The sequence below is a fragment of the Mycobacterium sp. genome, assembly GCF_032159765.1.
Lineage (GTDB): Bacteria > Actinomycetota > Actinomycetes > Mycobacteriales > Mycobacteriaceae > Mycobacterium.
On record NZ_JAVHWM010000205.1, the window covers coordinates 1 to 26,107 of the forward strand.

At 65.5% G+C, this 26,107-nt stretch carries 26 protein-coding genes, 3 tRNA genes and 4 pseudogenes; 20 read left to right on the forward strand and 13 right to left on the reverse strand.

Annotated elements, in window-relative coordinates; genetic code table 11:
* Position 1 precedes the first annotated feature (1 nt).
* The 3 genes from QOH60_RS26325 to QOH60_RS26335 form a co-directional block, all read right to left on the reverse strand.
* A tRNA-Cys gene (locus tag QOH60_RS26325) sits at positions 2–72 on the reverse strand.
* Positions 73–100: 28 nt separating this feature from the next.
* Positions 101–173: transfer RNA gene (locus QOH60_RS26330), tRNA-Gly, on the reverse strand.
* Positions 174–279: 106 nt separating this feature from the next.
* Positions 280–756 (reverse strand): DUF6636 domain-containing protein, encoded by a 477-nt coding sequence (locus tag QOH60_RS26335; RefSeq protein ID WP_526424829.1) that lies wholly within the window; start codon positions 754–756, stop codon positions 280–282.
* Between the two features lie 100 nt (positions 757–856).
* Here QOH60_RS26335 and QOH60_RS26340 point away from each other — a divergent pair.
* Positions 857–928, forward strand: a tRNA-Val gene (locus tag QOH60_RS26340).
* A 172-nt stretch (positions 929–1,100) separates the two neighbouring features.
* Here the strand turns inward: QOH60_RS26340 and QOH60_RS26345 are convergent.
* A complete protein-coding gene (locus QOH60_RS26345) occupies positions 1,101–1,895 on the reverse strand; it encodes a cutinase family protein (RefSeq protein ID WP_526424830.1) in 795 nt (264 codons plus the stop codon).
* Between the two features lie 167 nt (positions 1,896–2,062).
* On the opposite strand from QOH60_RS26345, the pseudogene QOH60_RS26350 reads away from it, so the two are divergent.
* The 3 genes and pseudogenes from QOH60_RS26350 to QOH60_RS26360 all read left to right on the forward strand — a co-directional run.
* Positions 2,063–2,581: pseudogene (locus QOH60_RS26350) on the forward strand (peroxiredoxin); the annotation flags it as partial.
* A gap of 183 nt (positions 2,582–2,764) precedes the next feature.
* A pseudogene (locus tag QOH60_RS26355) lies at positions 2,765–3,049 on the forward strand (DUF742 domain-containing protein); the annotation flags it as partial.
* Positions 3,030–3,611 carry a GTP-binding protein gene (locus QOH60_RS26360; protein ID WP_526424831.1) on the forward strand — a complete coding sequence of 194 codons (582 nt, stop codon included), beginning with the start codon at positions 3,030–3,032 and terminating at the stop codon, positions 3,609–3,611. The pseudogene QOH60_RS26355 and the gene QOH60_RS26360, both read left to right, overlap by 20 nt.
* Before the next feature lie 10 nt (positions 3,612–3,621).
* Here QOH60_RS26360 and QOH60_RS26365 read toward each other — a convergent pair whose 3' ends face one another.
* Complete coding sequence (locus QOH60_RS26365; protein WP_526424832.1) at positions 3,622–3,903, reverse strand: hypothetical protein; 282 nt, start codon at positions 3,901–3,903, stop codon at positions 3,622–3,624.
* Positions 3,904–4,220: 317 nt separating this feature from the next.
* Between QOH60_RS26365 and QOH60_RS26370 the strand changes: the two genes are divergently transcribed.
* Positions 4,221–4,712, forward strand: a complete 492-nt coding sequence (locus tag QOH60_RS26370) for a hypothetical protein (protein ID WP_526424833.1) — start codon at positions 4,221–4,223, stop codon at positions 4,710–4,712.
* Between the two features lie 25 nt (positions 4,713–4,737).
* On the opposite strand, the gene QOH60_RS26375 is transcribed toward QOH60_RS26370, so the two are convergent.
* From QOH60_RS26375 to QOH60_RS26395, 5 genes are all read right to left on the reverse strand, one after another.
* Positions 4,738–5,580: a L,D-transpeptidase gene (locus QOH60_RS26375; protein WP_526424834.1), complete on the reverse strand. Its 843-nt coding sequence runs from the start codon at positions 5,578–5,580 to the stop codon at positions 4,738–4,740.
* Positions 5,581–5,699: 119 nt separating this feature from the next.
* Positions 5,700–6,698, reverse strand: coding sequence for a DMT family transporter (locus QOH60_RS26380; RefSeq protein WP_526424835.1), 999 nt, complete (start codon positions 6,696–6,698; stop codon positions 5,700–5,702).
* A 60-nt stretch (positions 6,699–6,758) separates the two neighbouring features.
* A complete protein-coding gene (locus tag QOH60_RS26385) occupies positions 6,759–7,466 on the reverse strand; it encodes a GAF and ANTAR domain-containing protein (protein ID WP_526424836.1) in 708 nt (235 codons plus the stop codon).
* Positions 7,467–7,507: 41 nt separating this feature from the next.
* Positions 7,508–8,005 carry a DUF1990 domain-containing protein gene (locus QOH60_RS26390; RefSeq protein ID WP_526424837.1) on the reverse strand — a complete coding sequence of 166 codons (498 nt, stop codon included), beginning with the start codon at positions 8,003–8,005 and terminating at the stop codon, positions 7,508–7,510.
* Positions 8,006–8,008: 3 nt separating this feature from the next.
* Complete coding sequence (locus QOH60_RS26395) at positions 8,009–10,360, reverse strand: CocE/NonD family hydrolase (protein ID WP_526424838.1); 2,352 nt, start codon at positions 10,358–10,360, stop codon at positions 8,009–8,011.
* A 104-nt stretch (positions 10,361–10,464) separates the two neighbouring features.
* Between QOH60_RS26395 and QOH60_RS26400 the strand changes: the two genes are divergently transcribed.
* The gene (locus QOH60_RS26400; protein WP_526424839.1) at positions 10,465–11,328 is read left to right on the forward strand and encodes an aldo/keto reductase; all 864 of its coding nucleotides are present in this window, start codon (positions 10,465–10,467) and stop codon (positions 11,326–11,328) included.
* Between the two features lie 6 nt (positions 11,329–11,334).
* On the opposite strand, the gene QOH60_RS26405 is transcribed toward QOH60_RS26400, so the two are convergent.
* Positions 11,335–12,270, reverse strand: coding sequence for an ATP-binding protein (locus QOH60_RS26405; protein ID WP_526424840.1), 936 nt, complete (start codon positions 12,268–12,270; stop codon positions 11,335–11,337).
* Between the two features lie 299 nt (positions 12,271–12,569).
* Here QOH60_RS26405 and QOH60_RS26410 point away from each other — a divergent pair, with 299 nt between their 5' ends.
* A complete protein-coding gene (locus QOH60_RS26410) occupies positions 12,570–13,694 on the forward strand; it encodes an NAD(P)H-dependent flavin oxidoreductase (protein WP_526424841.1) in 1,125 nt (374 codons plus the stop codon).
* Positions 13,691–13,744 (forward strand): annotated as a pseudogene (locus QOH60_RS26415) (hypothetical protein); the annotation flags it as partial. The gene QOH60_RS26410 and the pseudogene QOH60_RS26415, both read left to right, overlap by 4 nt.
* Here QOH60_RS26415 and QOH60_RS26420 read toward each other — a convergent pair.
* Positions 13,734–14,681 (reverse strand): annotated as a pseudogene (locus QOH60_RS26420) (DUF2889 domain-containing protein); the annotation flags it as partial. The pseudogenes QOH60_RS26415 and QOH60_RS26420 sit on opposite strands and share 11 nt — an antisense overlap.
* 116 nt (positions 14,682–14,797) lie before the next feature.
* Between QOH60_RS26420 and QOH60_RS26425 the strand changes: the two are divergent.
* From QOH60_RS26425 to pdxT, 10 genes are all read left to right on the forward strand, one after another.
* On the forward strand, positions 14,798–15,415 hold the full coding sequence (locus QOH60_RS26425; RefSeq protein WP_526424842.1) for a PaaI family thioesterase: 618 nt from the start codon (positions 14,798–14,800) through the stop codon (positions 15,413–15,415).
* A gap of 111 nt (positions 15,416–15,526) precedes the next feature.
* Positions 15,527–17,581: a threonine--tRNA ligase gene (thrS, locus tag QOH60_RS26430; RefSeq protein ID WP_526424843.1), complete on the forward strand. Its 2,055-nt coding sequence runs from the start codon at positions 15,527–15,529 to the stop codon at positions 17,579–17,581.
* Positions 17,578–18,180: an ATP adenylyltransferase gene (locus QOH60_RS26435; RefSeq protein WP_526424844.1), complete on the forward strand. Its 603-nt coding sequence runs from the start codon at positions 17,578–17,580 to the stop codon at positions 18,178–18,180. The genes thrS and QOH60_RS26435 overlap by 4 nt, the downstream gene beginning before the upstream one ends.
* 58 nt (positions 18,181–18,238) lie before the next feature.
* Positions 18,239–18,910, forward strand: coding sequence for a phosphatidylinositol phosphate synthase (gene pgsA, locus QOH60_RS26440; RefSeq protein ID WP_526424881.1), 672 nt, complete (start codon positions 18,239–18,241; stop codon positions 18,908–18,910).
* Positions 18,907–19,860 (forward strand): phosphatidylinositol mannoside acyltransferase, encoded by a 954-nt coding sequence (locus tag QOH60_RS26445; protein ID WP_526424845.1) that lies wholly within the window; start codon positions 18,907–18,909, stop codon positions 19,858–19,860. Before pgsA ends, QOH60_RS26445 begins: the two co-directional genes overlap by 4 nt.
* Positions 19,861–19,923: 63 nt before the next feature.
* The gene (locus QOH60_RS26450; protein ID WP_526424846.1) at positions 19,924–21,048 is read left to right on the forward strand and encodes a glycosyltransferase family 4 protein; all 1,125 of its coding nucleotides are present in this window, start codon (positions 19,924–19,926) and stop codon (positions 21,046–21,048) included.
* A complete protein-coding gene (locus QOH60_RS26455; RefSeq protein ID WP_526424847.1) occupies positions 21,048–22,079 on the forward strand; it encodes an NUDIX hydrolase in 1,032 nt (343 codons plus the stop codon). The genes QOH60_RS26450 and QOH60_RS26455 overlap by 1 nt, the downstream gene beginning before the upstream one ends.
* A gap of 136 nt (positions 22,080–22,215) precedes the next feature.
* On the forward strand, positions 22,216–23,115 hold the full coding sequence (gene pdxS / locus QOH60_RS26460; protein WP_526424848.1) for a pyridoxal 5'-phosphate synthase lyase subunit PdxS: 900 nt from the start codon (positions 22,216–22,218) through the stop codon (positions 23,113–23,115).
* Between the two features lie 16 nt (positions 23,116–23,131).
* Positions 23,132–23,977 (forward strand): acyl-CoA thioesterase II, encoded by an 846-nt coding sequence (gene tesB / locus QOH60_RS26465; RefSeq protein ID WP_526424849.1) that lies wholly within the window; start codon positions 23,132–23,134, stop codon positions 23,975–23,977.
* The gene (pdxT, locus tag QOH60_RS26470) at positions 23,974–24,561 is read left to right on the forward strand and encodes a pyridoxal 5'-phosphate synthase glutaminase subunit PdxT (RefSeq protein ID WP_526424850.1); all 588 of its coding nucleotides are present in this window, start codon (positions 23,974–23,976) and stop codon (positions 24,559–24,561) included. Before tesB ends, pdxT begins: the two co-directional genes overlap by 4 nt.
* A gap of 48 nt (positions 24,562–24,609) precedes the next feature.
* Here pdxT and QOH60_RS26475 read toward each other — a convergent pair whose 3' ends face one another.
* Entirely contained in the window at positions 24,610–24,783 is a 174-nt protein-coding gene (locus QOH60_RS26475; RefSeq protein WP_526424851.1) for a hypothetical protein, read from the reverse strand.
* Between the two features lie 59 nt (positions 24,784–24,842).
* Here QOH60_RS26475 and QOH60_RS26480 point away from each other — a divergent pair, with 59 nt between their 5' ends.
* Both QOH60_RS26480 and QOH60_RS26485 read left to right on the forward strand, forming a co-directional pair.
* The gene (locus QOH60_RS26480) at positions 24,843–25,601 is read left to right on the forward strand and encodes a YebC/PmpR family DNA-binding transcriptional regulator (protein ID WP_526424852.1); all 759 of its coding nucleotides are present in this window, start codon (positions 24,843–24,845) and stop codon (positions 25,599–25,601) included.
* 84 nt (positions 25,602–25,685) lie between these two features.
* Positions 25,686–26,030 carry a hypothetical protein gene (locus QOH60_RS26485; RefSeq protein ID WP_526424853.1) on the forward strand — a complete coding sequence of 115 codons (345 nt, stop codon included), beginning with the start codon at positions 25,686–25,688 and terminating at the stop codon, positions 26,028–26,030.
* Positions 26,031–26,107 lie beyond the last annotated feature (77 nt).

Below are 26,107 nucleotides of genomic sequence, written 5' to 3' on the forward strand. Positions count from 1 at the left end.
GAGGTGGAGACGGGAATCGAACCCGTGTGCACGGCTTTGCAGGCCGTTGCCTCACCACTCGGCCACTCCACCGCTGGGGGTTAATGCGACTGCACCTTCGAGCGGATGACGGGATTCGAACCCGCGACCCTCACCTTGGCAAGGTGATGCGCTACCAACTGCGCTACATCCGCGCGCGACGGGCGAGGTCGTCGCCACGTGCGAACCGAAACGATAGTCCACTCCAGTATGGCCACACAAATCTCTATCGGGCATGTCCATGGCGGTCCGCCAGGCGATTCACCGGATCTGATAACCCTCACGGGACAGGGCGAATTCGTGCCCGTACTGGAAGTCCCAGCAGTTCATTCCGGACGTCTGGCTGGTGCATTCGATCGAACCGGCGGTGATCTTCTCCCCGTACCCAAGGGCGAGCCCGTCATTGAGGGCAGTGTCTCCAGCGCAGACGAAACTCGCCCCTGCACCTGCCTTCAACGCGATGCCCTGGCCGTAGTCCGTCATGCCAGGACAGTCGGCGGGCCGCGGTGGTGGAGACCATGCGCGGTCGCGGATGTCGCACCGTACGTAATTCGGCTCGATGTAGCAGCCGATGTTCCCGGATGGAGAGCGGAAGGCTGTCAATTCGTGGACTTCACGGGTGGCCGCCAGGGTGATGTCGTAACTCTTGGTATCGCTGGCGTAGTCGGACCCGATGACGAGTGCGGCGCTGGCGACAGCGATATACAAGGCAATCCACAGTCGATGGACAGTGAACACGGAGCGAACGATACCGCCGGCGAGTCGCCCGCGTTGGCGGTTTCGACCAGCGCAAATACCCGCCGGAGTCCGTGCGTGTTAATGTTCGACCTCGTTCGCGGGTCTCGTAGCTCAGCGGGAGAGCGTCCGCCTCACACGCGGAAGGTCGCTGGTTCGAAACCAGCCGGGACCACAACCTCATCGCAGCTCAGTGGCTCCGAGCGTCATTCTCGCGATCGTGTAGCCGACTGACGCGGCGTGGATGAGGGCAACAGCCAACAATCACGTCTGACGCGGGTAATGACCGATCCCGGCATCCAAGCCTGGACGCACTCCGGACATATCATTCGGCCCGATCGGCCCCGTCAGTGGAAAGCGGTGCGCGATTCGTGCGCCGTAGACGGTGCGAGCGTCGCAGAAGGCCCCGATGTAGTGGGAAGTTGGACCCCCAAGAGTTTCGCGACGACGAAGCTCGCCGCCTGGTCGGTGTAGATGGGCACGTAGCCCTCGGTGTGCCCGCTCCATTCGTTGCCGGGGCCCGCGTGACAGATCGGGTCGCTGGGGTTGCACAGATCGAGGGCCCTGGAACCGAACAGCGGACTCTGGGTCGTTATCGGTTGACCGCTGCGGTCGGCCACATTGCCGAAGGTGACGACCGCCGCGACCATGTTGGCGTACTGGGCGGGCAGCGGAGTGCCCCTGAGGATGCCCCCCGCCGAATCTCCGGTGACGATATCGATCACCGACGCACCCTGCGAGTACCCGCCCAACACCTGCGGCATATTCGGGCATTTGTCGGCCATGGATTTGATGTGCGATACGGCGTCCTTAGAGCCGTCGTCGGTGTGCAACTGGAGAAGGCTTGCCTTGTAGTTCACCGGATACACACCGATGTTCATGCCGGTCTGCTGGCGCAGCGAGTCCACCAGGGCCTGGCCGACGCGCCCGACGCCGGGCGGTTCGTCGGTGCCTCGGGCGAAGGTCACCTCGGCGTCCGGGCAGTCGTCGGCGCTGGCCGAGGGGAGGCCGCGCGAGACAGCGCTTGGCGCGATCAGCAGAACACCGGCGGCCAGCACCGCGGCGGCGCCCAGGCCGGCCCGTCGCAAACCGCGTGACCAGGAATGACGCAACACCCCACGCGTCAGTTGGTATTCGCTCATCGGCCAGATATTACCGAGAAACCGCGGGCAGGTTCACATCTGCGGGGTCGTCCGCCCGCTAACTGACCGAACAGTCGGGGCAATCTGCAATTAGAGCGGCTGTTCGGCCATGATCGAATTATTTGACGTGTGCGCCGCACAGGGCTTCCCCGCGTTATTCTTTGGCGATGATCGCGGGCGAGAAGGCGCCTGACTTCGCTTTGTATGACCACACCGGTCGGCCTCGGACACTGTCCGCGCTCCTTTCCGGCGGGCCGGTTGTGCTCTTTTTCTTCCCACTAGCGTCCTCACCGATCTGTACAGCCCAGGCCTGCCATTTCCGTGACTTGAGCAATGAATTCGCCAGGGTGGGCGCCCAGCGGGTGGGCATCAGCACCGACACCGTCGACAAACAGGCCCACTTCGCCCAACAACGCTCGTTCGACTATCCGCTCCTCTCCGACGCGGACGGTGTGGTGTCCGAGCTGTTCGGGGTGCACCGAGGCAGGCTCGCCAAGCTGCGTGGATCCCTCGTGGCGCGTGAGGAGGATCGGCGTGGCCGGCACTCTCGGCGTCGTGGCCTGCTGTCCCGGCTGCTGCCGGTCCGGCGGACTACATTCGTCATCGACACCGACCGCACCGTACTCAAGGTCGTCTCCAGCGAGCTGCGCGCATCGGTGCACGCCGACCAGACGTTGTGGTTCTTGGAGAACTACAAGCTGCCGCATGGTTCGCCACATCTCCGTGAGAAGCACACCGACGCACATCAGCAGTCGGAGGGCATCGGCGAACCGATCGGCGACTTGTTCACAGAACCGGAAACCGCGGACGAGCCGAGCCTTGGCCGGCCATACGCGCGGACGGCAGGCCGTACCGACTCTGGTGTTGAACTGGCGCTCGAGGCTCGCGTCGAAGCGCTCGACACCACAGCGAAGCCGCCGCGCTGGCCGAAAAATGATGTGCGGGGCCAGATCCTGACCTGGTGCGCGCAGAGCCGCTCGCTCGCAGAGATCGCCGCTCGTCTGTCCTTGCCGCTCGGTGCGACGCGGTTCCTCGTCGGCGAACTGGTGACACACGGTTATCTGCGGGTGCTGGCCCCCGCCGGTGACTCGATGACAATCGACGAACGACGTGAACTGATAACAAGGACCCTGCGTGGCCTACGAGCACTCTGAGGGGTGGGGCGCCACCTCGACGAAGATCGTCATCTCCGGCGGGTTCGGCTCTGGCAAAACGACTTTCGTCGGCGCGGTCTCCGAAACCATGCCGCTGCACACCGAGGCGCTCGTCACCAACGCGTCTGCGGGGATGGACGGCCTTGAGGCCACCCCGATGAAGAACACCACGACAGTGGAAATGGACTTCGGCCGCATCGCCCTCGATGAGGATCTGGTGCTCTACCTGTTCGGCACGCCGGGCCAGCGTCGGTTCGGGTTCGTGTGGGACGACCTGGTCCGTGGCGCGATCGGCGCGATTATTCTGGCAGATGTCCGGCGCCCGCAAGACAGCTCCGCCGCCGCCGACTTCTTTGAGGCGCGTAGCCTGCCGTTTCTGATCGCCGTCGATGAATTCGACGGTGCGCCACGGCATCCGACGCACGAGGTCCGCAAGGCGTTGACCGCGCCCGACCACATCCCGGTAATTACCGTCGATGCTCGTGATCGCCACTCGGCGAGGGCCGCGTTGATCGCCGTCACGGAGTACTCACTGAGCACCCTCACACCGCTGCGTAGCTGACCAACACCCTCTAGAACACCGACGAGTGCTGTAGCGCGCTGAGCATGACGAGTCCCATGCCAATCAACAAACCCAACGCCACGAGAACAAACGCGACGAACAGGACGCAACGCGTGCCGAACCGGCGTCCTCGCTTGAACTTCGCTCGACGGTCCTCACGCTCGAGTTCGATTGCCGTGAGCGCGAACCTGATGTCCGTCAACTCGTCGCCCGCGAACGCCGCGCCCGCCGAAATCTGCCGCAGACGGGTCGCCGGGATCGCGACGCCGACCCCTGCGAATGACCGGCTCATGCGGCGCGCGTGCCGGCGACCCAGTGCGTCGGCCCTCATGCCGGGACGACACGGTCGAGAATTCCATTCCCACGGGTTTGACGCGGTCGTCACAGCCGAAATTCTGCTCCGAGGCCAGCCCTTTGTCAGCGAGTTGGCGCGACTAAACCGTCACGGCATCCAGGCCGAACATCACCGTTCGGAAACGGAGTGATGTGCGGTTTGGAAACGGAGCGATGTGCCGTGTGGCGCCCCCTAAAGATGCTGTTGATAATTAACGCGGTTGTCGAGCAGCGATTGCGGGCTTGCCGGAGTTGTTGCACCACTTGAATGCACGGATGGAGGAGTCGATGTCGGTGGCGAACTTGGGACGGGTCAACGTCGGAGTTGTAGCAGCCGGGGTTGGGTTGTGCGGGGTCGCCATAGCGTTGAGCCCGAGCGTCGCAGCTGCCCCGCTGACCACCGGCGGCGAGAATTGCATGTATACGTCGGCCGGCGAGGTCGGTGCGGTAGCTCCGGAAGCGTGCGTTCCCGCTGCCGCGCCGGTCGCTGATATGGCCGGTATCCCGATGGCCCTGCCCGGGCCCATTCCAGTTGTCCCGGCCGCGCCCGTCATCCCCGTGGTACCTGTCATCCCGGCGGTCCCTGTTGCCCCGGTTCCGTTAGGTGCTCCGATCGCAGCGGGTGCACCCGTTGCAGCTGGCGCCCCGCTTACCGAGTTGTCCGGCACCGTCGGCGGCAAGGGCGACCCGATTGCTCCGCCCCCCGACGGGGCGCCTGTGCCAGGGCAGCCAACTCCGCCCGGGCCTGTCGCCGGCGGGCCGCGCTAGAGCTGCCCGCTAAAGCTGTTCTCAATCAGCGCGACGAGTGCATCCGAGGAACCTCGATGCTGTTCTCCTGCACTATCACTGGGTCACCGACGCTGACCGTGTTGAAGTACCACTCAGCGTCTTCGGGGCTCAGGCTGACGCACCCGTGGCTAACGTTGTCATAGCCGAGCGAGTTGACCGCCCAAGGCGCCGAATGCACGAAAAGGCCACGGCCGGTGATGCGGACGGCGTAATCCACCGTCAACAAGTAACCGTCGGGAGCGTCGACCGGGATCCCGACGCTGCTCGAGTCCATGGTCACCGCGCGATCTTTGGACAGCACCGTGTACATGCCGACGGGCGTCGGGTACTCCGGTCTCCCCATCGAGGCCGGGAACACGCCCTCTTGGCCCCAGTGCGGCCGATGATGCGGCGCCGGTAGCGCCGACGGCGGACCCGCCCCGACTCCGTCGACGGTCACGGTGAACGTGTGATCCGAGATGCTGGCGACGCCAACGACTGCAGCACCCGTCTTGAAGTCCGTCATGCGGCCGCCGACTGAAAGCGCGATCGTAGTGTGCGCCGGCCAGAGTCGATCCGGAACCCACTGCGCCACAACGTCGTCGAGCCATTCGAACCTGCCCGTCATCGCGGGTGACGATGTGATATCAATGGCGCGCTCGGCGGCGCGCCGGTCGGCGACGGGTGCGCCGAACCTCACCACTACCGGGTGCGCCACACCCACGACCTCGCCCCGCGTTGGCAGAACGGATGCGATCGCGGGCCTCGGCGACGGGTTGACTGCCGCCATGCTGGCGCCGGTCGGTCCGGCAGCCACGATTGCCGTGATTCCGATCACTACAAGAACACACCGAACAACCTGAGGCATGGCTCCGGATCCCTTGAATCACAACAATGTCACTTGATCCTAGGGTGTCGCGACGATTCGAAGTGCCCGTGCGCCTTCGCAATTCGATAAACGATCCGTCACGCTTCGGCCACGGCCGGCTACGCGCGTCTGGCGTCCTTGCCGCGAAGAGTGCCCTCCGCCTTGTGGAGAGGGGCGGAGTTCTGTACCGCTGCGGGATTGACCGCGACGGGAGTCTCATCAGCGGGATCGAGCTGACGTGTCACCACGGATTCGAGCTGTTCCTCGTAGGCGCCCTCGTCTCGCGCGAGGGCGATGGTCGCCGCGGCCATCGCCAGCACGGCGATCGGCAAGGCCACCGTTTCGTAACCGGATACCGACAGCTGCTCGTTCAGAACCAGCGCGCCCAGCAGCACCGCGACGATCGGCTCCAACATCAACATCGTCGGCACCGACGCTTGTAGCGCGCCAGCGTGAAAAGCAGACTGCTGCAGCACCGTCGCGGAAATACCAACGAACACAGTCCAATACACCGGCGGCATCATGAGCATGCCCACGGGGCCCTTCTCCGCCAGCTCGTACATCACCAGCTTGGTCAGCACAGCGAGGAGCCCGAACAGCACGCCGACGGCAACGCCGATCAGCAGCGCACGTCTGCGCCCCACAGAACGGGCAGCGAACACCACGCAGGCGGCGATGATCACCGTGATCACCACAATCGCCACCGCCCACGCCACTTCCCGCCCGCGGTACTCAGCGGGTTTGGGACGCGCCATCAACACGAACATCGCCAGCGCGAGAGTGAGCACGAGTGCCCACAGCCACTCGGAGTGGGTGACGCGGCGGTGGGCAAGCCGGGCGCTCATCGGCAAGGCGAACAACAACGACGACACGAGCAGGGGCTGCACAACAATCAACGAACCGTGTGCCAGCGCCGCTGCCTGGAACACGAAGCCGGCCACCGCCGCCGCGGTGCCGACCCACCACACCGGCTTGCTCAGTAGGGCCTTCACCATCGTGAAGCTGACGCCCTTGTCGACGGGGACATCGACCGTGGCCCGCTGCCGGATCACGATGCCGATCGCCATGCAGATAGCCGACAGCAACGCGAAGACGATCACCAGTCCCTGCGTTACCAATGGGTCACCCGTAAGCGTTAGGGTCCCGCCCGTCGACGGCGCTTCGCTGCTAGCAAAACGCTAGCTTGCCGACGTTCGAGACTTCTCGATGAGTTCCTGTGCGATTCGGGCAAGCGGCACGTTCGAATCCTGCGACAACTTCCTCAGCATGTCGAAAGCCTGAATCGCGCCGATGTTATAGCGCTCCATGATCATGCCCTTCGCCTGCCCGATCATGTCGCGACTTGTCAATGCTCGCTGAAGTTGTTCATCCCGGCGAGCCGAGTTCCACGCCACTGCCGAGTGCGTGGCAAAGATCAGCCCGACTTCCTCCGTCTTCTCATCGAGGGCCCCGGGTTCCTCGGCGTAGACGTTCAGCGCACCCATCGAACGGTCGGCGATGAACAGCTGGAAAGCCATGATCGACCGGATTGGCGTCTCGGCCAGTGCGTCCCTCCGATATCTTGGCCACCTGAAGTCTTTTTCCAGGTCAGCGATGTGGAACGTCTTCTTTTCCCACGCCGAGGCCAGGCACGGCCCCTCGCCGTGGCGCTGCTGGATGTCGTCGAGGATCAGCGGGTACGCATGGCTTGCCGCCGGGGTGTCGATCCGCTTGCGATCGGTGGTGACCGTGACGCCGGCGTACTTCGCGCCCGGGATTTCCTGAACCGCATGCTCGGCCAGCTCGGCGATCACAGTGTCGGAATCACTCTCCGAGCGGTCATGCAGGGCACGCACGATCTCGGCGATGCGGCGATATGTGCCTTGCCCTTCGAGCGCGTTGGTCACCCGTTTAACTTACGCGTTTGTCAACAGCTCATGCCTGTTGGTCACACCGCGGACACGTAGCGTTTCGATATCACCCGCTGAAACAGCGAGGTGACGGGCCCTGCGGCCCTGCTCCACCATGTCGCGTGCCGTGAGAACGCGGCCACTTCGCCATACACCGCGTCCTCGGACGGCTCGTAGCGCACCGAGAAAAGCTCTTCGCCGCGCTCCGGGTGGCCTGCCAACGTGCCATATGCGAATCCCCGACGGTGCTGCTCGTCGATGACGTACACCACGCGGCACGGCGCCCGGATCGGCCCGAGGTGCACCACCGCCACCGTGCCCACCTCGGCGACCTCAGAGCTGGACGTCACGCGCACGCCGGCACCGCGCAGCATCCCGAACTTCATCACCCGCGCTGCGGCGTCCTCGAAACGCGTGAGGCCGGTGCCGATCCGCGCCGACTCGTGCAGGTGGTGGTAGCCGTCCGGAAGCGGCCCGCGCGTCGCGCCAATCTCCGTGTAGGTGAACGGCGCGTCCGCCAGCCGCGAAAGGTCCACGTCCTACGCCGCGCCGCTCTGCGGATCGATAGCCTCCGCCGTCACCTGAATCGGGTCGGCCGTTGGCAAGGACAGCACCATGCTCGACACGTTCAGCTCGCCGAGCGACCAGATTGTCTGGTACGAGGCCGCCGACGAGACCAACTGCAGCGTCACGGTCTGTCCGGGCTGCAGCGTGTGCGCGACCATCTCCAGCGGAATGGTGAGTTCGTGCTCGTCACCATCCAGCGTCACCGGTATCGGAGTCACCTGGTTGCCCAGCACAGCGCTCGTGCTGTCGACCAGCTGGGCGTAGACGTGGCGGCCCACACCGGTGCCCGAGTAGGTGAGTGTCAATGTCGGTGCACCGACGATGTAGGTGGTGGTCGTCGCGGCCGGGGTGGTGAGGTTCAGTGCGTTGCCGGCCTTCGTGCCGCCGATCGGGAGCACGAAGAACATCGGCCCGGAACCGCCCACCACCGGCAGCAACGGCAGTGTTTGGCTCGTCGTGGTCTGCGCCAGGATCGGATCGCCGTGGGCCACCGGGTAGGTGTCCGAAGCGAAGTACTGGCCCGTTTGGTCGACCCATTCGAATTTGGGGCCGGTCTGCACAGCGGTGTCGGCCTTCACATACCGGTCCAGCCACTCCAACGTGCGTTGTGTGATCAGCGCGCCGTCGCGTTGGTCGAGAAGATCGTTTGAGCAGAGGCCGTGGCCGCCGCAGAACCACAGCACCTTCGTGGGAACGCCCTCGGCCATCTCCTGCATGTTGGTGTCGGTTTCCTGCAGGGTGAACAGCGTGTCGACCGTGCCCTGGATGAAAAGCGTTGGCGCAGTGATCTGTCCGAGCAGTTCACGTATGCCTCCTGGCCCGCGATCAGCCAGCAGGGCTTGATTGTCCGGCGACACCAGTCCGGTCAGGTCGCCCAGGATCGCGGCAGGAATGATGGCGGGATTCGGCCGCGCGAGGGTCGCGACGAGCGCTCCGGTGAGGATCGATCCCCAGCCGCTCTTGAACGCTTCGCTCTTGTACAGCGAGGTGTTCAGCGTGTTCCAGGCGATCGTCGGCACGATCGCGTCGACCCGATGGTCGGTGGCCGCGGTCACCAACTGAATGCCGCCGCCGTAGGACACGCCGACCATCCCGATCCGGGGATCATGGTCGGCTTCAACGCCGTCGAGCTTGGCCTCGGGCTGAGTGGACAGCCACGTGATAATCGCGGAGACGTCCTTCGCCTCGTAGTCAGGGGAGTCGATCTCCAACTGCCCGGTCGAGTTGTATTCGCCGCGGGGATCCCATGTCACGACGTTGTAGCCCGCGTTACGCAGGGTCGCGATGCCCACCTGGCCCAGGTTGTCGGTGATCAAGCCGCCCAGCAGAGTGCCGTCGAGGTTCGTGGCACCCGGCATGCCCAGGCCCGGGCCGTTGAGGATCGTCGGCGCCTTCTGGTCCGCCTGGAGTCCGGCCGCCGGCATGAAGTGAACGTAGATCTGGGTGCCGTCGAAGGACGTCACTTTGTAGTCGCGTGCGACCGGCGTGCCGGGCGCCAGCCCAAGCTGGACCGGGTAGCCGATCAGCGGATGGATGATGTCGCCGACGACTGGAATCTGATGAATCAGCGCGACAATCGGAGTCACAAACACGGGCCCGATAATCGGCAACTGCTGCAGACCCGCGAGTGGCGCAATTTGCTCGACGGCGACCGGGGTGGTCTGCGCGACCACGAGCGGGCTTGGGCCGGTGAGGGTTTCACGACGCGCGGCCGCCATCACCGCCCACGTCGCGGGGGAGTCCGGCGGTGACGTCGGGGATGTTCCCGCGAGCGGGTTCACCAAAGAACTCACCAGGTTCGACATCGCGCCGATCGCGACGTCGACCGGTTTCCGCGGCGCGGCAGGTGCCGACACGACGTGCGGAGTGGTCGCAAGCCGGTCGGCCTCCGGTGCGTGAATTGTGGCGGCTGCCACGGCGGGGATGCCCGAGGGCGACTGCGCCTTCGCGACGTTGGTGGTGAAACTCTTTGGCGTAGCCAACGTACTTGTGCGCGTTGATGTCTCGGTTGCTTCGTGGATGAAGCCGCTTGGCGGGCGGAGCGTGTCCGGGCGGTTCTTCGGCAGTCCTAGGGCGTCCACGCCGGGAAGCGACTTCGTCAGGTCTTTGACGCGCGAAGGCTTCTTCGACTGCGCTGGCGTCTTCGCCGCGTCTGCCACGTCGGTCGGCGATTTGGCCACCGTGGCGTCTTGACCAGTCGCGGGGGTGGCGCCGCTCGACGAAGGAGTTCCCGTCGACGATGACTCGCCGCCGGTTGTCCCTGTCGGGTCGGCCCACGCCACCCCGTAGCCCGATACCACCGCGGCGCCAATCCCTAACGCCACCGCCAATCCGCCCGTCCGACCGATGCACCCCGCCGTATTCATAGCTATCTGCTTACTACGCACTTCGCGAAGTTGACAGCGATTCGCGGCGTAGGTTCGATCATGTGACCGCACATGGCATTGCACAAAAATCTGGAACCGTCACCCTCGGCGATGATCTGACCGTCAATCGGCTCGGGTTCGGGGCCATGCGATTGACCGGCGAGGGCGTCTGGGGGCCGCCCGCCGACCACGACGAGTGCATCCGCGTTCTTCGCCGTGCCTACGAGCTCGGGGTGAACTTCATCGACACGGCCAACTCGTACGGACCCTACGTGTCCGAGGAGCTGATCAGGGAGGCCTTCGGCACCTATCCCGACGACCTCGTCATCGCTACCAAGGCCGGTTTTCTGCGCACCGGGCCCAACGTGTGGATACCGCTCGGCTTCCCGGCGTACCTGCGCCAGGAGTGCGAGATGAGCTTGCGACGACTCGGGGTGGATCGCATCGACCTCTTCCAACTGCACCGCATCGATCCGAAGTTTCCGCTCGAGGATCAGTTGGGCGAGCTCGCCAAGCTGCAGCAGGAGGGAAAGATCCGGCACATCGGCTTGTCCGAGGTCGACGTCGACCAGCTCGAAGCGGCGCAGAAGGTTGCGACGATCGTGTCGGTGCAGAACATGTACAACCTCAGCGTGCGCAAGGCCGAGCCGGTGCTCGAGGCGTGCGAGGCCAAAGGCGTGGCGTTCATCCCGTGGTTCCCGCTCGCCGCGGGCCCGTTGGCCGCGAGCGACGGTCCGCTGCAGCTCATCGCCGCCACGCACGGGGCCACGCCGTCGCAACTCGCGCTCGCATGGCTGCTGAAGCGATCGCGGGTGCTGCTGCCCATCCCTGGCACGTCGAAGGTCGCCCACCTCGAGGACAACGTCGCCGCCGCCGAAATCGCGCTCTCAGACGCGGAATTCGACGAGATGAGCAGCGCGGCATAACCGCACTCAGCGATTCAGCTCGGCCCAGACCTTCTTGCCGTGCGGCGTCAGCGTGTAGCCGTACCGAGACGCGCACGCTTGGACCTTCGCTAGATCAAGCGATGCGCCATCTGCCACCGGAACAGCGTCCTCGACCTCTATCCGCACGGTCGTCGAGGCCTGCGAGAGGGTAAGCCGATATGCCGTATGCGCATGTTCCACAGCGTTGGTGGCCAACTGCGACGCGATGACTTCTGCCGAGTCGACGAGATCTGCTGCCTCCCACTCGGCGAGGGTGTGAGTGGCGAAGTGGCGTGCCACAGAGACCGTCGACGGCATCGGAAACGGAATCAAGAGTTGGGCGTTGTCGGGCGTCGTAATGGCGGACCGTTCTGCATACTGCATCGACAGGCCCAGCAGCCAGCTCTGCGAGTGTTCGTCGCGCATTGCGTCGATATCGCGCAGTCGTGACCCTCGAAGCGACGCCCCGGGGTAGGCGCACATCAGGAAGAAGCGCCGCTTCGCCGCCAGGTCGTTCCACACAGACTCCAACGCGAGAGCTCCCGTGACGTTGCCTTCAGCCCAGAGCATGGCCACCATCTCGCCGCACAGGCGGACTTCGCGTCCGTCTGCGGTGAGGGGGTCAAGGATTCGGTTGCTCAGCGCCTCGAGGACTGCACCGTCGGGGTGGCCGTCCACCATGATCTCGTTGAGCGTCTCGACGGCGTCGAGAATAACGAGGGATTCTCTTGCCCCCGCTCGCAGAGGCCTGCGGTCGAGGAGGGCGAGGACCGAAGCGCGGTGCTCAGCGGTTACGGCGACGACAACGGCTTCGCCGAGGGTCAGTCCGTCGGCGACGAAGCGGGCGAGCTCCTGGGTGAGGGCGAAATCGTCTACATAGACGTGTACGACGTGGTCATGCGGTCGCGTGTCGCGCATCTCGTCAACCGAATGCTTGTCCACCGTCACAACTCGCCTGACGTCGATCGGGGAAATGGCGCGGCGAGTCGTGCCTGCGGCGAAGGCCACGCCTTCGTCGCAAACCGGACCGCGGGCGCACTCGTGAACAGATTCACTTGCCTATGGCATTTCAGTTTCCCTGCGAGCCTCTTTCAACCACGTTCCCACGGGGTGAGGCGGCGCATTTCGAAAACTACCCCAGCTTTGCTCGTAATCGGCCGGGATGACGATATTCGTCGACAACGCGGCGAAAAGACCCCCGCTACGAGCCGGTGCCGCGGCGCGCGTCGTAGCGTCATGTCATGCACACCAGAGTCGCCGAGATGCTCGGCGTGGAGTTCCCGATCTGCGCGTTCAGTCACTGCCGTGATGTGGTGGCCGCCGTCTCGAATGCGGGCGGGTTCGGCGTGCTCGGAGCGGTGGCCCACACGCCCGAGCGTCTCGACACCGAGCTCACCTGGATCGAAGAGCAGACCGGTGGCCGACCGTACGGGGTCGACCTGTTGCTGCCGCCCAAGTACGTCGGGGCCGAGGAAGGGGGGATCGACGCCGAACGGGTACAGGCCCTGCTGCCTGCCGAACACAGGGCTTTCCTCGACGACGTTCTCGCGCGCTACGACATCTCGGTGGCGCCCGACGAGGAGCGACGGCCCCGCGGCGAGATCAACGTGTCGCCGAAGGGGTACGAGCCGCTGCTCGACGTCGCCTTCGCGCACGAGATCAAGCTGATCGCAAGCGCTTTGGGGTCGCCGCCCGCCGATCTGGTCGAGCGCGCGCACGCCAGCGACGTCGTCGTCGCCGCCTTGGCGGGCACAAAAGATCACGCGCTGCGGCACGCGGCTGCGGGCGTCGACCTGATCATCGCGCAGGGAACGGAAGCCGGCGGTCACACCGGACAGGTCGCGACCATGGTGCTGGTGCCCGAGGTCGTCGACGCCGTCGCTCCCATTCCAGTGCTCGCGGCCGGTGGTATCGGGCGGGGGCGGCAGATCGCGGCCGCGTTCGCCCTGGGAGCTGAAGGCGTGTGGTGTGGGTCGGTATGGCTGACGACAGAGGAAGCCGAAACGATGCCCGTGGTGAAAGACAAGTTCCTCGCGGCCACGTCGTCTGACACGGTGCGCTCGCGGTCGCTGACCGGCAAGCCCGCCCGCATGCTGCGCACCGCGTGGACCGACGAGTGGGAGCGGCCCGACACCCCCGAGCCGCTTGGTATGCCGCTGCAGACGACGCTGACCAGCGACTCGCAGTACCGCATCAATAAGGCGGCGAACAAACCCGGCGCGAAAGCCCGTGAGCTGGCCACCTATTTCGTCGGCCAGATCGTCGGCTCGATGGACACCGTGAAGCCGGCGCGCAGCGTCGTTTTGGAGATGGTCGAGGAATTCGCCGACACGATCGGCAGGCTCGAGCACCTCGCCGACGAGTGAGTGTCAGAGGTCGATCAGCGCATCGAGATCACCAAGAGATCGCAGTGTGTCGTTCAGATGGGTGCATGTGCCGGTGCCGACGAACTCGGTGCGGATGCGACTTCTCAGCTCGTTGATCGCCATGCCACGCACGCGCGTCGAGCTCGCCAGCGCTCCTGGACATTCGCGCCACGGCAGGACGCGGACGGCGGCCGTCAGGTCTGTGATGGTGTGCGTCGCCAAGCCGACTGTGCCGTTGACGGTGTACTCGTGAACGACCGTCTCGACGCCCGCGCCGTCGACGTGAGTGTCTCGGAAATGCGCGTCGAACCCGGCGGACTCCTCGTCGCGGGGGTCCAGGTCGAGTCGGCGCAACCGGCGCATGCTGTGTGGCGGCAACGCCTCGACGGCGTGTAGCCCGTCGCGATCACCGCGGGTGAGGTCCGGCGCGAGAGGTCCCGGTGCGTTGGGCATCAGCCGGTTCTTTTCGACGAACGTCACCACCGACGAGTGCGGCGCGAATCCGGAGCAGATGCCGGTCATGCGTTCGGACACGTGATCGTCGACCTCGAGCTCGACGCCGCGGGTGATCATCGCGTGCTGCGCGGCGTAGCCGGCGACCAGCGACGCGCCCGGCCAGTCGTCGAGCAGGAGATGCAGCAGGCTCGCCGACTCCACTTCGGTGTTCAGTGCATCGCGAAGGAGGTTGCGAAACCCGGGACCCACCAACTGCTTTCGCAGTGCGGCAAGCCGGGCATCTTCCGGCGTGCCGGCAATGCTCTCGATGATGCGATTGCTCAGGTGTGCCCGAACCTCACAGTGGGCAAGGACCTCGATCGCGCCCGTCGGGTCGGTCTGAATGTCGCGCGCCCGCAGGTCGACGTCGACCTCGCCCGAATCGGCGCCGCGAGTGTCGATGGTGCTGGTTCGCCGCAGCGACCCGGGCCGTCTCTTCGGCCACGACGCGACCGGGTCCTGCGGCCCGACGAAGTCCGAGATGAACGGCATGGAATCCAGTGTGCTGCTCGCCGCAGCGAGATCTGCAGGAGGGTCGCGGGTTGGGCCGCATCGACGACCCTGGCGCAGAAATCGGCGAGGCTGGCCGCTGACGTAGCGTGACCGGGGTGTCAACACAGCAGCACCCCGGTGGCGGGTTCAACCCGCCCGAACCCACCACCAAGGGCGGTCCCGACTACGGCGAGTTCGTCGAGGCGGTGCGGTCGTTGCAGGACCATGCCAGGGCCGTCGACGCACCGGACGAGGTGATCACGAAGGCCGCGGGGCTGCTCGAGGGTGTCACCGCGTTGCTCTCTCCGTATTGGGCTGACGAGTGGTGCTCGCCATCCGGTCGTCGGATGGACCTGCCCAACCGCGGCAACATCCTGCAAATCCCCGTCCTCTTCCGCAAGACCGACGACGGCCGCATCGGTGGGACGGCCCGATTCCGCCGATTCCACCTGGGCCGTAATGGGGCCGCTCACGGCGGTGCGATCGCGATGCTGTTCGACTCGCTGCTGGGGTACACCGCCGCGAAGCTCACCGGCAGCCCGTACCAGCGCACCGCGTTTCTCCACGTCAACTACCGCCACATCGCGCCGGTCGAAAAGGAGCTGACGGTCGACGCCGGCATCGCGCGCATCGACGGGCGCAAGATCTTCGTCGAGGGCAGCATCACCGACGGGGACGTGCTGCTGGCGGATGCCGAGGCGCTTTTCGTACGGCTGCGCCCGGGCCAGCCCTGAAACGGCGATGAGCCGCGTGCGCGAAGAGCAGAGAACGTCGTGGGGCGATGGTGCCCTGCACCGATAACATGGTCCGCGATCAGCCACAACAGACCCAATGGAGATATCGCGATGAGCGCCGCCGTGACCGCCAGCCCCGCAGCACCGATCCGGGTGGCTGCCGGGACGACCGCGGGCGCCGCCGTGCGCGAAGCGGGGCTGCCAGGGCGGGGTGAGAGCAACGCGATTGTGGTGGTGCGCGACCCCGCCGGCCAGTTGCGCGACTTGAGCTGGGTGCCTGATGCCGACGCCGACGTCGTGCCGGTCGCCGCGGACACCGACGACGGCCGCAGCGTGATCCGTCACTCCGCCGCGCATGTGCTGGCCCAGGCGGTGCAGGATCTGTTTCCCGACGCCAAGCTGGGCATCGGCCCGCCGATCACCGACGGCTTCTACTACGACTTCGACGTGGCCGAGGCGTTCACGCCCGAAGATCTCGAAGCGCTGGAAAAACGCATGCGCCAGATCGTCAAGGACGGACAGTTGTTCTCGCGCCGGGTCTACGAGTCGAAATACCAAGCGCGCGAAGAACTTGCCGACGAGCCCTACAAGCTCGAGCTCGTCGACGACAAGTCAGGCGACCCGGAGGTCATGGAGGTCGGCGGCGACGAGCTGACCGCATACGACAACCTCAATCCCCGTACCCGCGAACGAGTTTGGGGTGACCTGTGCCGCGGCCCGCACATTCCGACCACGCGGTACATTCCGGCATTCAAGCTCACTCGCAGCTCGGCGGCGTACTGGCGCGGCAACCAGGACAACGCAAGTCTGCAGCGCATCTACGGCACTGCCTGGGAGTCGCACGAGGCGCTGGACAAGTACCTCGAGTTCATCGAGGAGGCGCAGCGCCGCGATCACCGCAAGCTCGGCGCCGAACTGGACCTGTTCAGTTTTCCCGACGAAATCGGTTCCGGCCTAGCTGTTTTCCATCCCAAGGGTGGGATCATCCGCCGGGAGCTGGAGGACTACTCGCGGCGCAAGCACAGTGAGGCGGGTTACCAGTTCGTCAACAGCCCGCACATCACGAAGGCGGAGTTGTTCAAGATCTCCGGCCATCTCGACTGGTACGCGGACGGCATGTTCCCCCCGATGCATCTCGACGCCGAGTACAACGACGACGGCACCGTGCGCAAACCGGGCCAGGACTATTACCTCAAGCCCATGAACTGCCCTATGCACTGCCTGATCTTCCGGTCACGTGGGCGGTCGTATCGCGAACTTCCGTTGCGGCTCTTCGAATTCGGCACGGTGTATCGCTACGAGCTGTCGGGGGTCGTGCATGGTCTGACTCGAGTGCGTGGCCTGACGATGGACGACGCGCACATCTTCTGCACCCGCGATCAGATGCGCGACGAGTTGACGTCCCTGCTGGGTTTCGTGCTCGACCTGCTCGGCGACTACGGGCTGACCGAGTTCTACCTTGAGCTATCCACCAAGGACCCGAAGAAGTTCGTCGGCTCAGACGAATTGTGGGAGGAAGCCACCGAGGTGCTGGCCGAGGTCGGCGCCGCGTCGGGGCTGGATTTAGTACCCGATCCGGGCGGCGCCGCGTTCTACGGCCCCAAGATCTCCGTGCAGGTCAAGGATGCGTTGGGCCGCAGCTGGCAGATGTCGACAATCCAGTTGGACTTCAACTTCCCCGAGCGCTTCGAGCTGGAGTACACCGCCGCCGATGGCACCCGGCAGCGGCCGGTGATGATTCACCGCGCGCTGTTCGGCTCGATCGAGCGGTTCTTCGGCATCCTCACCGAGCACTACGCGGGCGCGTTCCCTGCCTGGCTGGCACCCGTGCAGGTGGTCGGGATCCCGGTCGCCGACGGTCACGTGCCCTATCTGGAAGACGTTGCCGCCCAATTGAAATCCCACGGCGTGCGGGTTGAGGTCGACACGAGCGACGATCGGATGGCCAAGAAGATCGTCAACCACACCAATCAAAAGGTGCCGTTCATGCTGCTGGCCGGAGACCGGGACGTCGAGGCCGGCGCCGTCAGCTTCCGGTTCGGCGACCGCAGCCAGCTCAACGGTGTTCCGCGTGATGAGGCGGTCACGGCGATCGTCGACTGGATTCAGCGACGCGAGAATGCCTCGCCCACAGCCGATCTGCTGAAACCCGGCGGTGCGCAGTGACACAGCCGCAGCCAGACGGCGATGAGCCGCTTGCGCGAAGAGCAAACGATGATGACGATCGCACCATCGTCGACAAAGGCGTCGGAGTGCCCGACAGACTGCAGCGGCTGTGGACGCCCTACCGGATGACTTATATCGCCGAGTCGCCTCTCAAGCGAGAAGACGCGACGCCGGAGCGTCCGTTCAGCGAGATCCCGACCCTGCCCGACGAGGAGGGCCTTGTCGTGGCACGCGGCGAGCAGGTGTACGTCGTGCTGAATTTGTACCCGTACAACCCTGGCCACCTGATGGTGGTCCCATACCGGCAGGTGTCCGAGCTCGAGGACCTCGACGACGCCGAGTCCGCCGAGCTGATGGCATACACGCAAAAGGCCATTCGCGTGATCAAGGCGGTGTCGCGGCCAATGGGGTTCAACGTTGGACTCAATCTGGGTAAGGTGTCCGGCGGATCGCTGGCCGAACATTTACATATGCATGTTGTGCCCCGATGGGTGGGCGACGCGAACTTCATCACGATCATCGGCGGAACGAAGATGATTCCTCAGCTGCTGCGCGACACACGGCACCTGCTCGCCACGGAATGGGCGAAACACCCGTGAGACAACCGGAGCGACGGGAGATTGAGCCGGGGCGGGCGGAGCGACGGGGGGTCCAACCCTGAGCAACTTCTACCTGATGACGCGGGCGGCCTACGAGAAGCTCAGCACGCCGGTGGCGAAGGCCGCGCTGCGTGTGGGACTTACCCCCGACAGCGTGACCATTCTTGGCACCTCGGCCTCGGTGGTCGCCGCGCTGACGCTTTTTCCGAACGGGCAGTTGTGGTGGGGCACCTTGGTGGTCTGGTTCTTCGTGTTATCGGACATGCTCGACGGTGCGATGGCGCGTGTGCAGGGCGGTGGCACCCGGTTCGGCGCGGTGCTGGACGCCACCTGCGACCGCATTGGCGACGGGGCAGTCTTCTGCGGCCTGTTGTGGTGGGCGACTTTTGGGCTGAACAGCCAGTCGCTGGCAGCCGCGACGATGATCTGCCTGGTCACCTCCCAGGTGATCAGCTACATCAAGGGCCGCGCCGAGGCCAGCGGCCTGCGCGGTGACGGCGGGCTGATCGAGCGCCCCGAACGGTTGATCATCGTGCTGGTCGGCGCGGGGCTCTCGGACCTGCCGTATTTCCCGATGCCGTGGATCTTGCCGATCGCGATGTGGTTGCTCGCGATCGGGAGCCTCGTGACAGTCGCGCAGCGGCTGCACACCGTCCGGACGTCGGCAGGAGCGACCGACAAGATCCAGACGGCGGAGCAGGTAGAGACACAGGAGACGAGCGAGACGTGATTCCCGACCTTCCGGGGTCACGACTCTGGCGTGGCGGTCGCGCCCGGATGAGTGAGCAGCTCGCTGACTTGGGATACGCCACCGGCTGGCGCGTGGTCCGCGCAATGCCGGATATCGTGGCCCGCAGAACATTTGAGGCCGGCGGCTGGTATGCGTCGCGTGGTCGTGGTCCCGAGCAACTTCGCAAGAACCTCGCCAGGGTGATCGGGGTCGCGCCGTCGGAGGTGCCGCATTCGCTGATGCGGGCGGCGTTGATCTCCTACGCCCGTTACTGGCGTGAAGCATTCCGGCTGCCGTCGATGGATCAAGGGAAGCTCTATCCGCGACTCAATGACGCCGTCGTCGGCCAGGAGAACGTGGATGCCGCACTCGAGGCGGGCTGCGGCGCGATGCTGGCGCTGCCGCACAGCGGCAACTGGGACATGGCGGGGGTGTGGCTGGTCGGATACCACGGCACGTTCACCACGGTCGCCGAGCGGCTCAAACCCGAGTCGCTCTATCGCAGGTTTATCGAGTACCGCGAGAGCCTCGGCTTCGAGATGCTGCCGCTGACCGGTGGGTCGCGGCCGCCGTACCAGGTGCTCGCAGATCGGTTGCGGGCCAACCGCGTCATCTGCCTGATGGCTGAACGTGACCTGACGCGCACGGGCGTGCAGGTCGACTTCTTCGGCGAGCCGACCCGCATGCCCGCAGGCCCCGCGAAGCTGGCAATCGAGACCGGAGCCGCCGTGCTTCCCACGTACTCCTGGTACGAGGGCGAGGACTGGCGACTCGAGGTATGCCCACGACTGGACGTCTCGTCTGGGGACGTCGGGGTCGTCACCCAGACGCTGGCCGACATCTTCGCTTCCCGTATCGCAGCCCATCCGCAGGATTGGCACATGATGCAACCGCAATGGCTTGCCGACCTCCCCGCCGAGCGCTTGGCGCGGTTAGAGGAGAATCGCTGATGAGCGCTTGCGCGAAGAAGAGAGTGCAGCGTTGAACGCTTGTGCGGAGAAGGATTGAGGCCGATGCGGATCGGGATGGTGTGCCCGTATTCGTTTGACGTGTCAGGCGGGGTCCAGTCGCACGTGCTGCAGCTCGCCGAGGTCATGCGCGCGCGAGGCCACGAGGTCAGCGTGCTGGCGCCGGCGTCGCCGGACGTTCCGCTGCCCGACTACGTCGTGTCCGGCGGCAAGGCCGTGGCTATCCCGTACAACGGCTCCGTCGCGCGGCTGCGGTTCGGCCCGGCCACCCACCGCAGGGTCAAAAAGTGGCTCGCCGATGGCGATTTCGACGTGCTGCACCTTCATGAGCCCAATGCGCCGAGCCTGTCGATGCTCGCCCTCATGGTGGCCGAAGGTCCGATTGTCGCGACCTTCCACGCGTCGACCACGAAATCGTTCACGCTGTCGGTGTTCCAAGGCATCCTGCGGCCCTTCCACGAGAAGATCATCGGCCGCATCGCGGTGTCGGACTTGGCGCGGCGCTGGCAAATCGAGGCACTGGGATCCGACGCCGTGGAGATACCCAACGGGGTGGACACCGGTAAGTTCGCCAATGCGCCTGTGCTGCAAGGATATCCGCGCTCCGGAAAGACGGTGCTGTTTCTGGGCCGCTACGACGAACGGCGCAAGGGCATGGATGTGCTGCTGGGCGCGCTGCCACGACTGGTCGAACGATTTCCCGAGGTGCAGGTGCTGATCGTCGGACCCGGTGACGAAGACGAGCTGCGGGAGCAGGCCGGAGCGCTGAGCAGGCATCTGCGCTTCTTGGGGCACGTTACCGACGACGAGAAGGCCGCCGCGTTGCGCAGTGCCGATGTCTATTGCGCACCGAACACCGGCGGCGAGAGCTTCGGGATCGTGCTCGTCGAGGCGATGGCGGCGGGCACGCCCGTGGTGGCTTCTGATCTCGACGCGTTCCGGCGCGTGCTCAAGGACGGTGAGGGCGGACGGCTTGTCCCGGTTGACGACAGCGGTGCGCTCGCCGACGCGCTCGTCGAAGTGCTCAGCGACGATGAGCTGCGGGCGCGCTACACCGCCGCGGGCAACGCCGCAATAGTCCGTTACGACTGGTCCGTGGTGGCGCAGCAGATCATGCGGGTGTACGAGACAGTCGCGGCACCGGGAGCGAAGGTCGAGGTGGCTGGCTGATGACCTGGGCCACCGTGGGCATCGCCGTACTGGTGTTGGTCTTCCTAACGGCCGCGTTGTGGGCGTATCAACGAGCCACCCGGCTTGACCGGTTGCACTTCCGGTGCGACCTGTCCTGGCAGGCGCTCGACTCTGCGCTGGCGCGCCGTGCGGTGGTGGCGCGCACCGTCGCCGACGACGCGTACGGCCCGGGGGAACGGTGCCGGCGGCTGACGGCACTGGCCGATGCCGCCGAACGGGCTCCGCGATCGCAGCGGGAGACGGCCGAGAACGAGCTGTCGTCGGAGCTGGCCGCCGTCGACATCGGCGCCCTGCGCCCGGCGATCATCGCCGAACTGGCTGATGCCGAAGCACGGGTGATGCTGGCCCGACGGTTCCACAACGACGCGGTAAGGGACACGTTGGCGTTGCGGCAGGATCGCCCGGTGAGGTGGTTGCGCCTCGGCGGAACCGCGCCGTTGCCAACCTATTTCGAGATCGTCGAGCGCGCACAGATGTCGGACGGCGTCGAGAGCGTCGTCAGTTTGCGGACGTCGGCGCGGGTCGTGCTTCTCGACGAGGACGGCAGGGTGCTCCTGTTCTGTGGTTCTGATCCGGCGCGGCCAGGCTCCGGGGCGCCCAAGTGGTGGTTCACGGTCGGCGGCGAAGCACAACCGGGGGAGACGCTGCAGCGCGCTGCGGCGCGAGAGGTGTACGAGGAGACGGGCCTGGTCGCAGATCCCGACGAGATGATCGGCCCGGTGTGGCAGCGCGACGCGCTGATCGACTTCAACGATTCGGTGATCCGAAGCCACGAGCTGTTCTTCGTGCATCGCACCCAGCGGTTCACGCCGTCGTCGGCGGGTCACAGCGCGCTGGAGCTCCGATACATCCACGGACACCGCTGGTGTAATGCCTCCGACATCGCAGAGCTGGTGGACGGTGGAGAGGCGGTATACCCGGTACAGCTGGGTGATCTGCTGCCCGAAGCGAACGCCCTCGCCGACGGGCGGTCCACGCCGATGCGCGGCACACCGCAGCCGATCCGCTGACTTTCTGCGCCGAGACTGCTGCGAGATCGCGAGTCGCGCGATTTTCGCGATCTCCCAGCAGTCTCGGCGGGAAAGGGCGTGGACCCCACCTACTAGACTGGGCCGGTACCAGGGGTTACCGACGGAAGAGGCAGCAGTGGAAACCGGCGCAAACGGCCAGACCGGAACCGCGCGCGTCAAGCGCGGGATGGCCGAGATGCTCAAGGGCGGCGTGATCATGGATGTCGTCACCCCCGAGCAGGCCCGCATTGCCGAAGCGGCTGGTGCCGTTGCCGTGATGGCGCTCGAGCGGGTGCCCGCTGACATTCGCGCCCAGGGCGGTGTCTCGCGGATGAGCGACCCCGACATGATCGAAGGCATCATCGCCGCCGTCACGATCCCGGTCATGGCGAAGGCGCGCATCGGTCATTTCGTCGAGGCGCAGATCTTGCAGAGCCTCGGCGTCGACTACGTCGACGAGTCCGAGGTGCTGACTCCAGCCGACTACACGCATCACATCGACAAGTGGAAGTTCACGGTGCCGTTCGTCTGCGGCGCAACGAATCTCGGCGAGGCTCTGCGTCGCATCACCGAGGGTGCCGCGATGATCCGCTCCAAGGGCGAGGCGGGCACCGGTGACGTGTCCAACGCGACCACGCACATGCGGGCGATCGGCGGTGAGATCCGCAGGCTCGGCTCGCTGACCGACGAGGAACTCTTCGTCGCGGCCAAAGAGCTGCAGGCGCCCTACGAACTCGTGGCCGAGGTGGCACGGGCCGGAAAGCTGCCGGTGACGTTGTTCACCGCCGGCGGCATCGCGACGCCGGCCGATGCCGCGATGATGATGCAACTGGGCGCTGAAGGCGTGTTCGTCGGCTCCGGGATCTTCAAGTCCGGTGATCCCGCGCAGCGGGCCGCGGCAATCGTCAAGGCCACCACGTTCTTCGACGATCCTGACGTGCTGGCGCGGGTGTCGCGCGGGCTGGGAGAGCCGATGGTCGGCATCAATGTCGAGGAGATCGCCGAGCCGCATCGACTGGCACAGCGCGGCTGGTAAGAGAAAAGATAGCCGCATGGCGATCGAGGAGATCCTCGATCTCGAACAACTCGAGATCAACATTTTTCGCGGCAACATCGCCGGCGTCGGTCCAGGGGTTCCTACCCGCACCTTCGGCGGCCACGTCGCCGGTCAGTCGCTCGTCTCGGCGGTGCGCACCGTCGATGAGAGGTATCAGGTGCATTCGTTGCACGGATATTTCCTGCGACCCGGGGATCCCACGGCGCCGACGATCTTTTTGGTAGACCGCCTGCGCGACGGCGGCTCGTACTCCACGAGGCGGGTCGGCGCGATCCAGCACGGCGAGACGATCTTCTCGATGTCGGCGTCGTTTCAGACCGAACAAGACGGCATTCATCATCAAGACGAGATGCCGCCGGCACCCGCACCCGAGGAGTTGACCGAGGTGCGGTCCACGCACTACATCGACAGCGAGGGCTGGGCACAGTTCCAGGAGTGGGATCTGCGGATCGTGCCGCGCGAGCTGCTCAAGCCGGTTCCAGGAAAGGCCTCACGCCAGCAGGTGTGGTTCCGTCACCGGGACCCGCTGCCCGACGACAGGGTGCTGCACATCTGTGCGCTGGCCTACATGAGCGACCTGACGCTGCTCGGTTCGGGCCAGGCGATCCACGGTGAGGAACGCAAGCACCTGCAGGTGGCTTCGCTAGATCACGCGATGTGGTTCATGCGGCCGTTTCGTGCCGACGAGTGGCTGCTCTACGACCAGTCGTCGCCGTCGGCGTGCGGCGGCCGGGCGCTGTGCCAGGGCAAGATCTTCAAACAGAACGGCGAGATGGCCGCCGCCGTGATGCAGGAGGGATTGACCCGCTACCTGCGCGATTACCTGCCGCCGTCGGAGTGACGCCACGCGTCGGTGTTCTTGCCCTGCAGGGAGACACCCGCGAGCACCTCGCGGCGCTGCGCGAGGCGGGCGCTGACGCGACGACGGTGCGTCGTCTTTCCGAACTCGACGCGGTCGACGCGCTTGTGATCCCCGGCGGCGAGAGCACCACGATGAGCCATCTCCTGGCCGAGTTCGAGCTGCTCGAGCCGCTGCGGGCGCGCATCAGCGACGGCATGCCTGTCTATGGATCCTGTGCGGGAATGATCTTGCTGGCCAGTGAGATTGCCGACGCAGGTGCGGACGGCAGGCAGGCGGTGCCGCTGCGCGGAATCGATATGACCGTGCGGCGCAATGCGTTTGGGCGTCAGGTCGACTCGTTCGAAGAAGACATCGCCCTCGAAGGACTCGACACGCCGGTGCATGCGGTGTTCATCCGGGCCCCGTGGGTAGAACGCGTCGGCGCCGGAGTGCAGGTGCTGGCGGTGGCTGCCGGCCATCCGGTTGCCGTCCGCCAGGGCCGCATGCTGGCCACGGCGTTTCATCCTGAGATCACCGGCGACCGCCGCGTGCACCGGCTTTTTGTCGACATGCTCAGAGGGTGATTTCGGCGTGCAAAACGACGCTGAGCGTAGGTTTGCACGCCGAAATCGCTAGGTGCGCAGCCAGACCCCGCGCTCACCGCGCACGAGGTATCCGGCGGACGGCGGGCTGTAGTGCGTGCCGATGATCAGAACAGGTTCGTCGGCGAGTTCGTCGGCGATGCGTGTGCGCGTGGCGGACGCGGCCGCCGCATCGTTGTCGGAGGGCGACATCCGCTCGGGCATAAACGCCCACGTAGACTGGTTGACCGGACTTCGAAGCATGCGAAAGAGGTAGAAGTTAGATGAGCGGCCATTCCAAATGGGCCACCACCAAGCACCAAAAGGCCGTCAAGGACGCGCGACGCGGTAAGGAGTTCGCCCGGCTGATCAAGAACATCGAGGTTGCGGCCCGTACCGGTGGCGGCGACCCGGCGGGCAACCCGACGCTGTATGACGCCATCCAGAAGGCCAAGAAGACGTCGGTGCCCAACGACAACATCGAACGGGCCCGCAAGCGCGGCGCGGGCGAGGAGGCCGGGGGCGCGGATTGGCAGCCCATCACCTACGAGGGCTACGGACCCAACGGGGTGGCGGTGCTCATTGAGTGCCTGACCGACAACCGCAACCGCGCCGCGGGCGAGGTGCGCATCGCGGTCACCCGCAACGGCGGCACGATGGCAGACCCGGGATCAGTGTCATACCTGTTCTCGCGCAAGGGAATTGTGATGCTGGAGAAAGACGGGCTGACCGAGGACGACGTGCTCGCCGCAGTGCTTGATGCGGGCGCCGAGGACGTCAACGACCTTGATGATTCATTCGAAGTCATCTGTGAGCCAACGGATCTTGTTGCGGTGCGTACTGCGCTGCAGGACGCCGGCATCGAATACGAATCCGCGGAGGCTGGGTTCCAGCCGTCGGTCATGGTGCCGCTGGATGCCGACGGCGCGCGCAAGCTGATCAAGCTGGTGGACGCGCTCGAGGACAACGACGACGTGCAGGACGTCTACACCAACGCCGACATCTCCGACGAGATCATGGCCGAGCTCGACGGCGAGGAGTAGCGCCGCCGCGCGGCACGCAGTTTCGGCAAGCATCGAATACTCTCGCTTCGACGCGATCCAGCAAACAGAAATCGAGGACGACGCATGGCGAAAACGGAAGTGACCGACTCCAGCGGGGTGAAGTGGTCGGTCAAGCGTTGGTGGCTCAATCCGTGGCTGGGCTCGACGGGCCTCGACATCCTCGATTTGATCATCTTCATTTTCATGCTGCCGATCCTGATCGCGTGGCCGTTCTGGTACGCCTCGAAGTGGTTGGGGGCGCGGTGGAGCATTGAGATCAGGCGCGACGGTAAGAAGGTCAGCGAAGAGCGCGTGCGCGGGTGGGGCCCGTCGGGTCAACGCGTTGACGAGCTTCGGCAGGCTGCGGAGGCCGGCGCCTTGAGCCAGCAATACCCGGCGGAACCGGTGGCCGCAGCGCCGCAGCAGTAACGCGCCGCGTGTCGTTGCCCGGCCATGTCGGGTCAACCCGTTAAAGTTTCGTCGAACAATTGTTCGGCTAGCGGTGG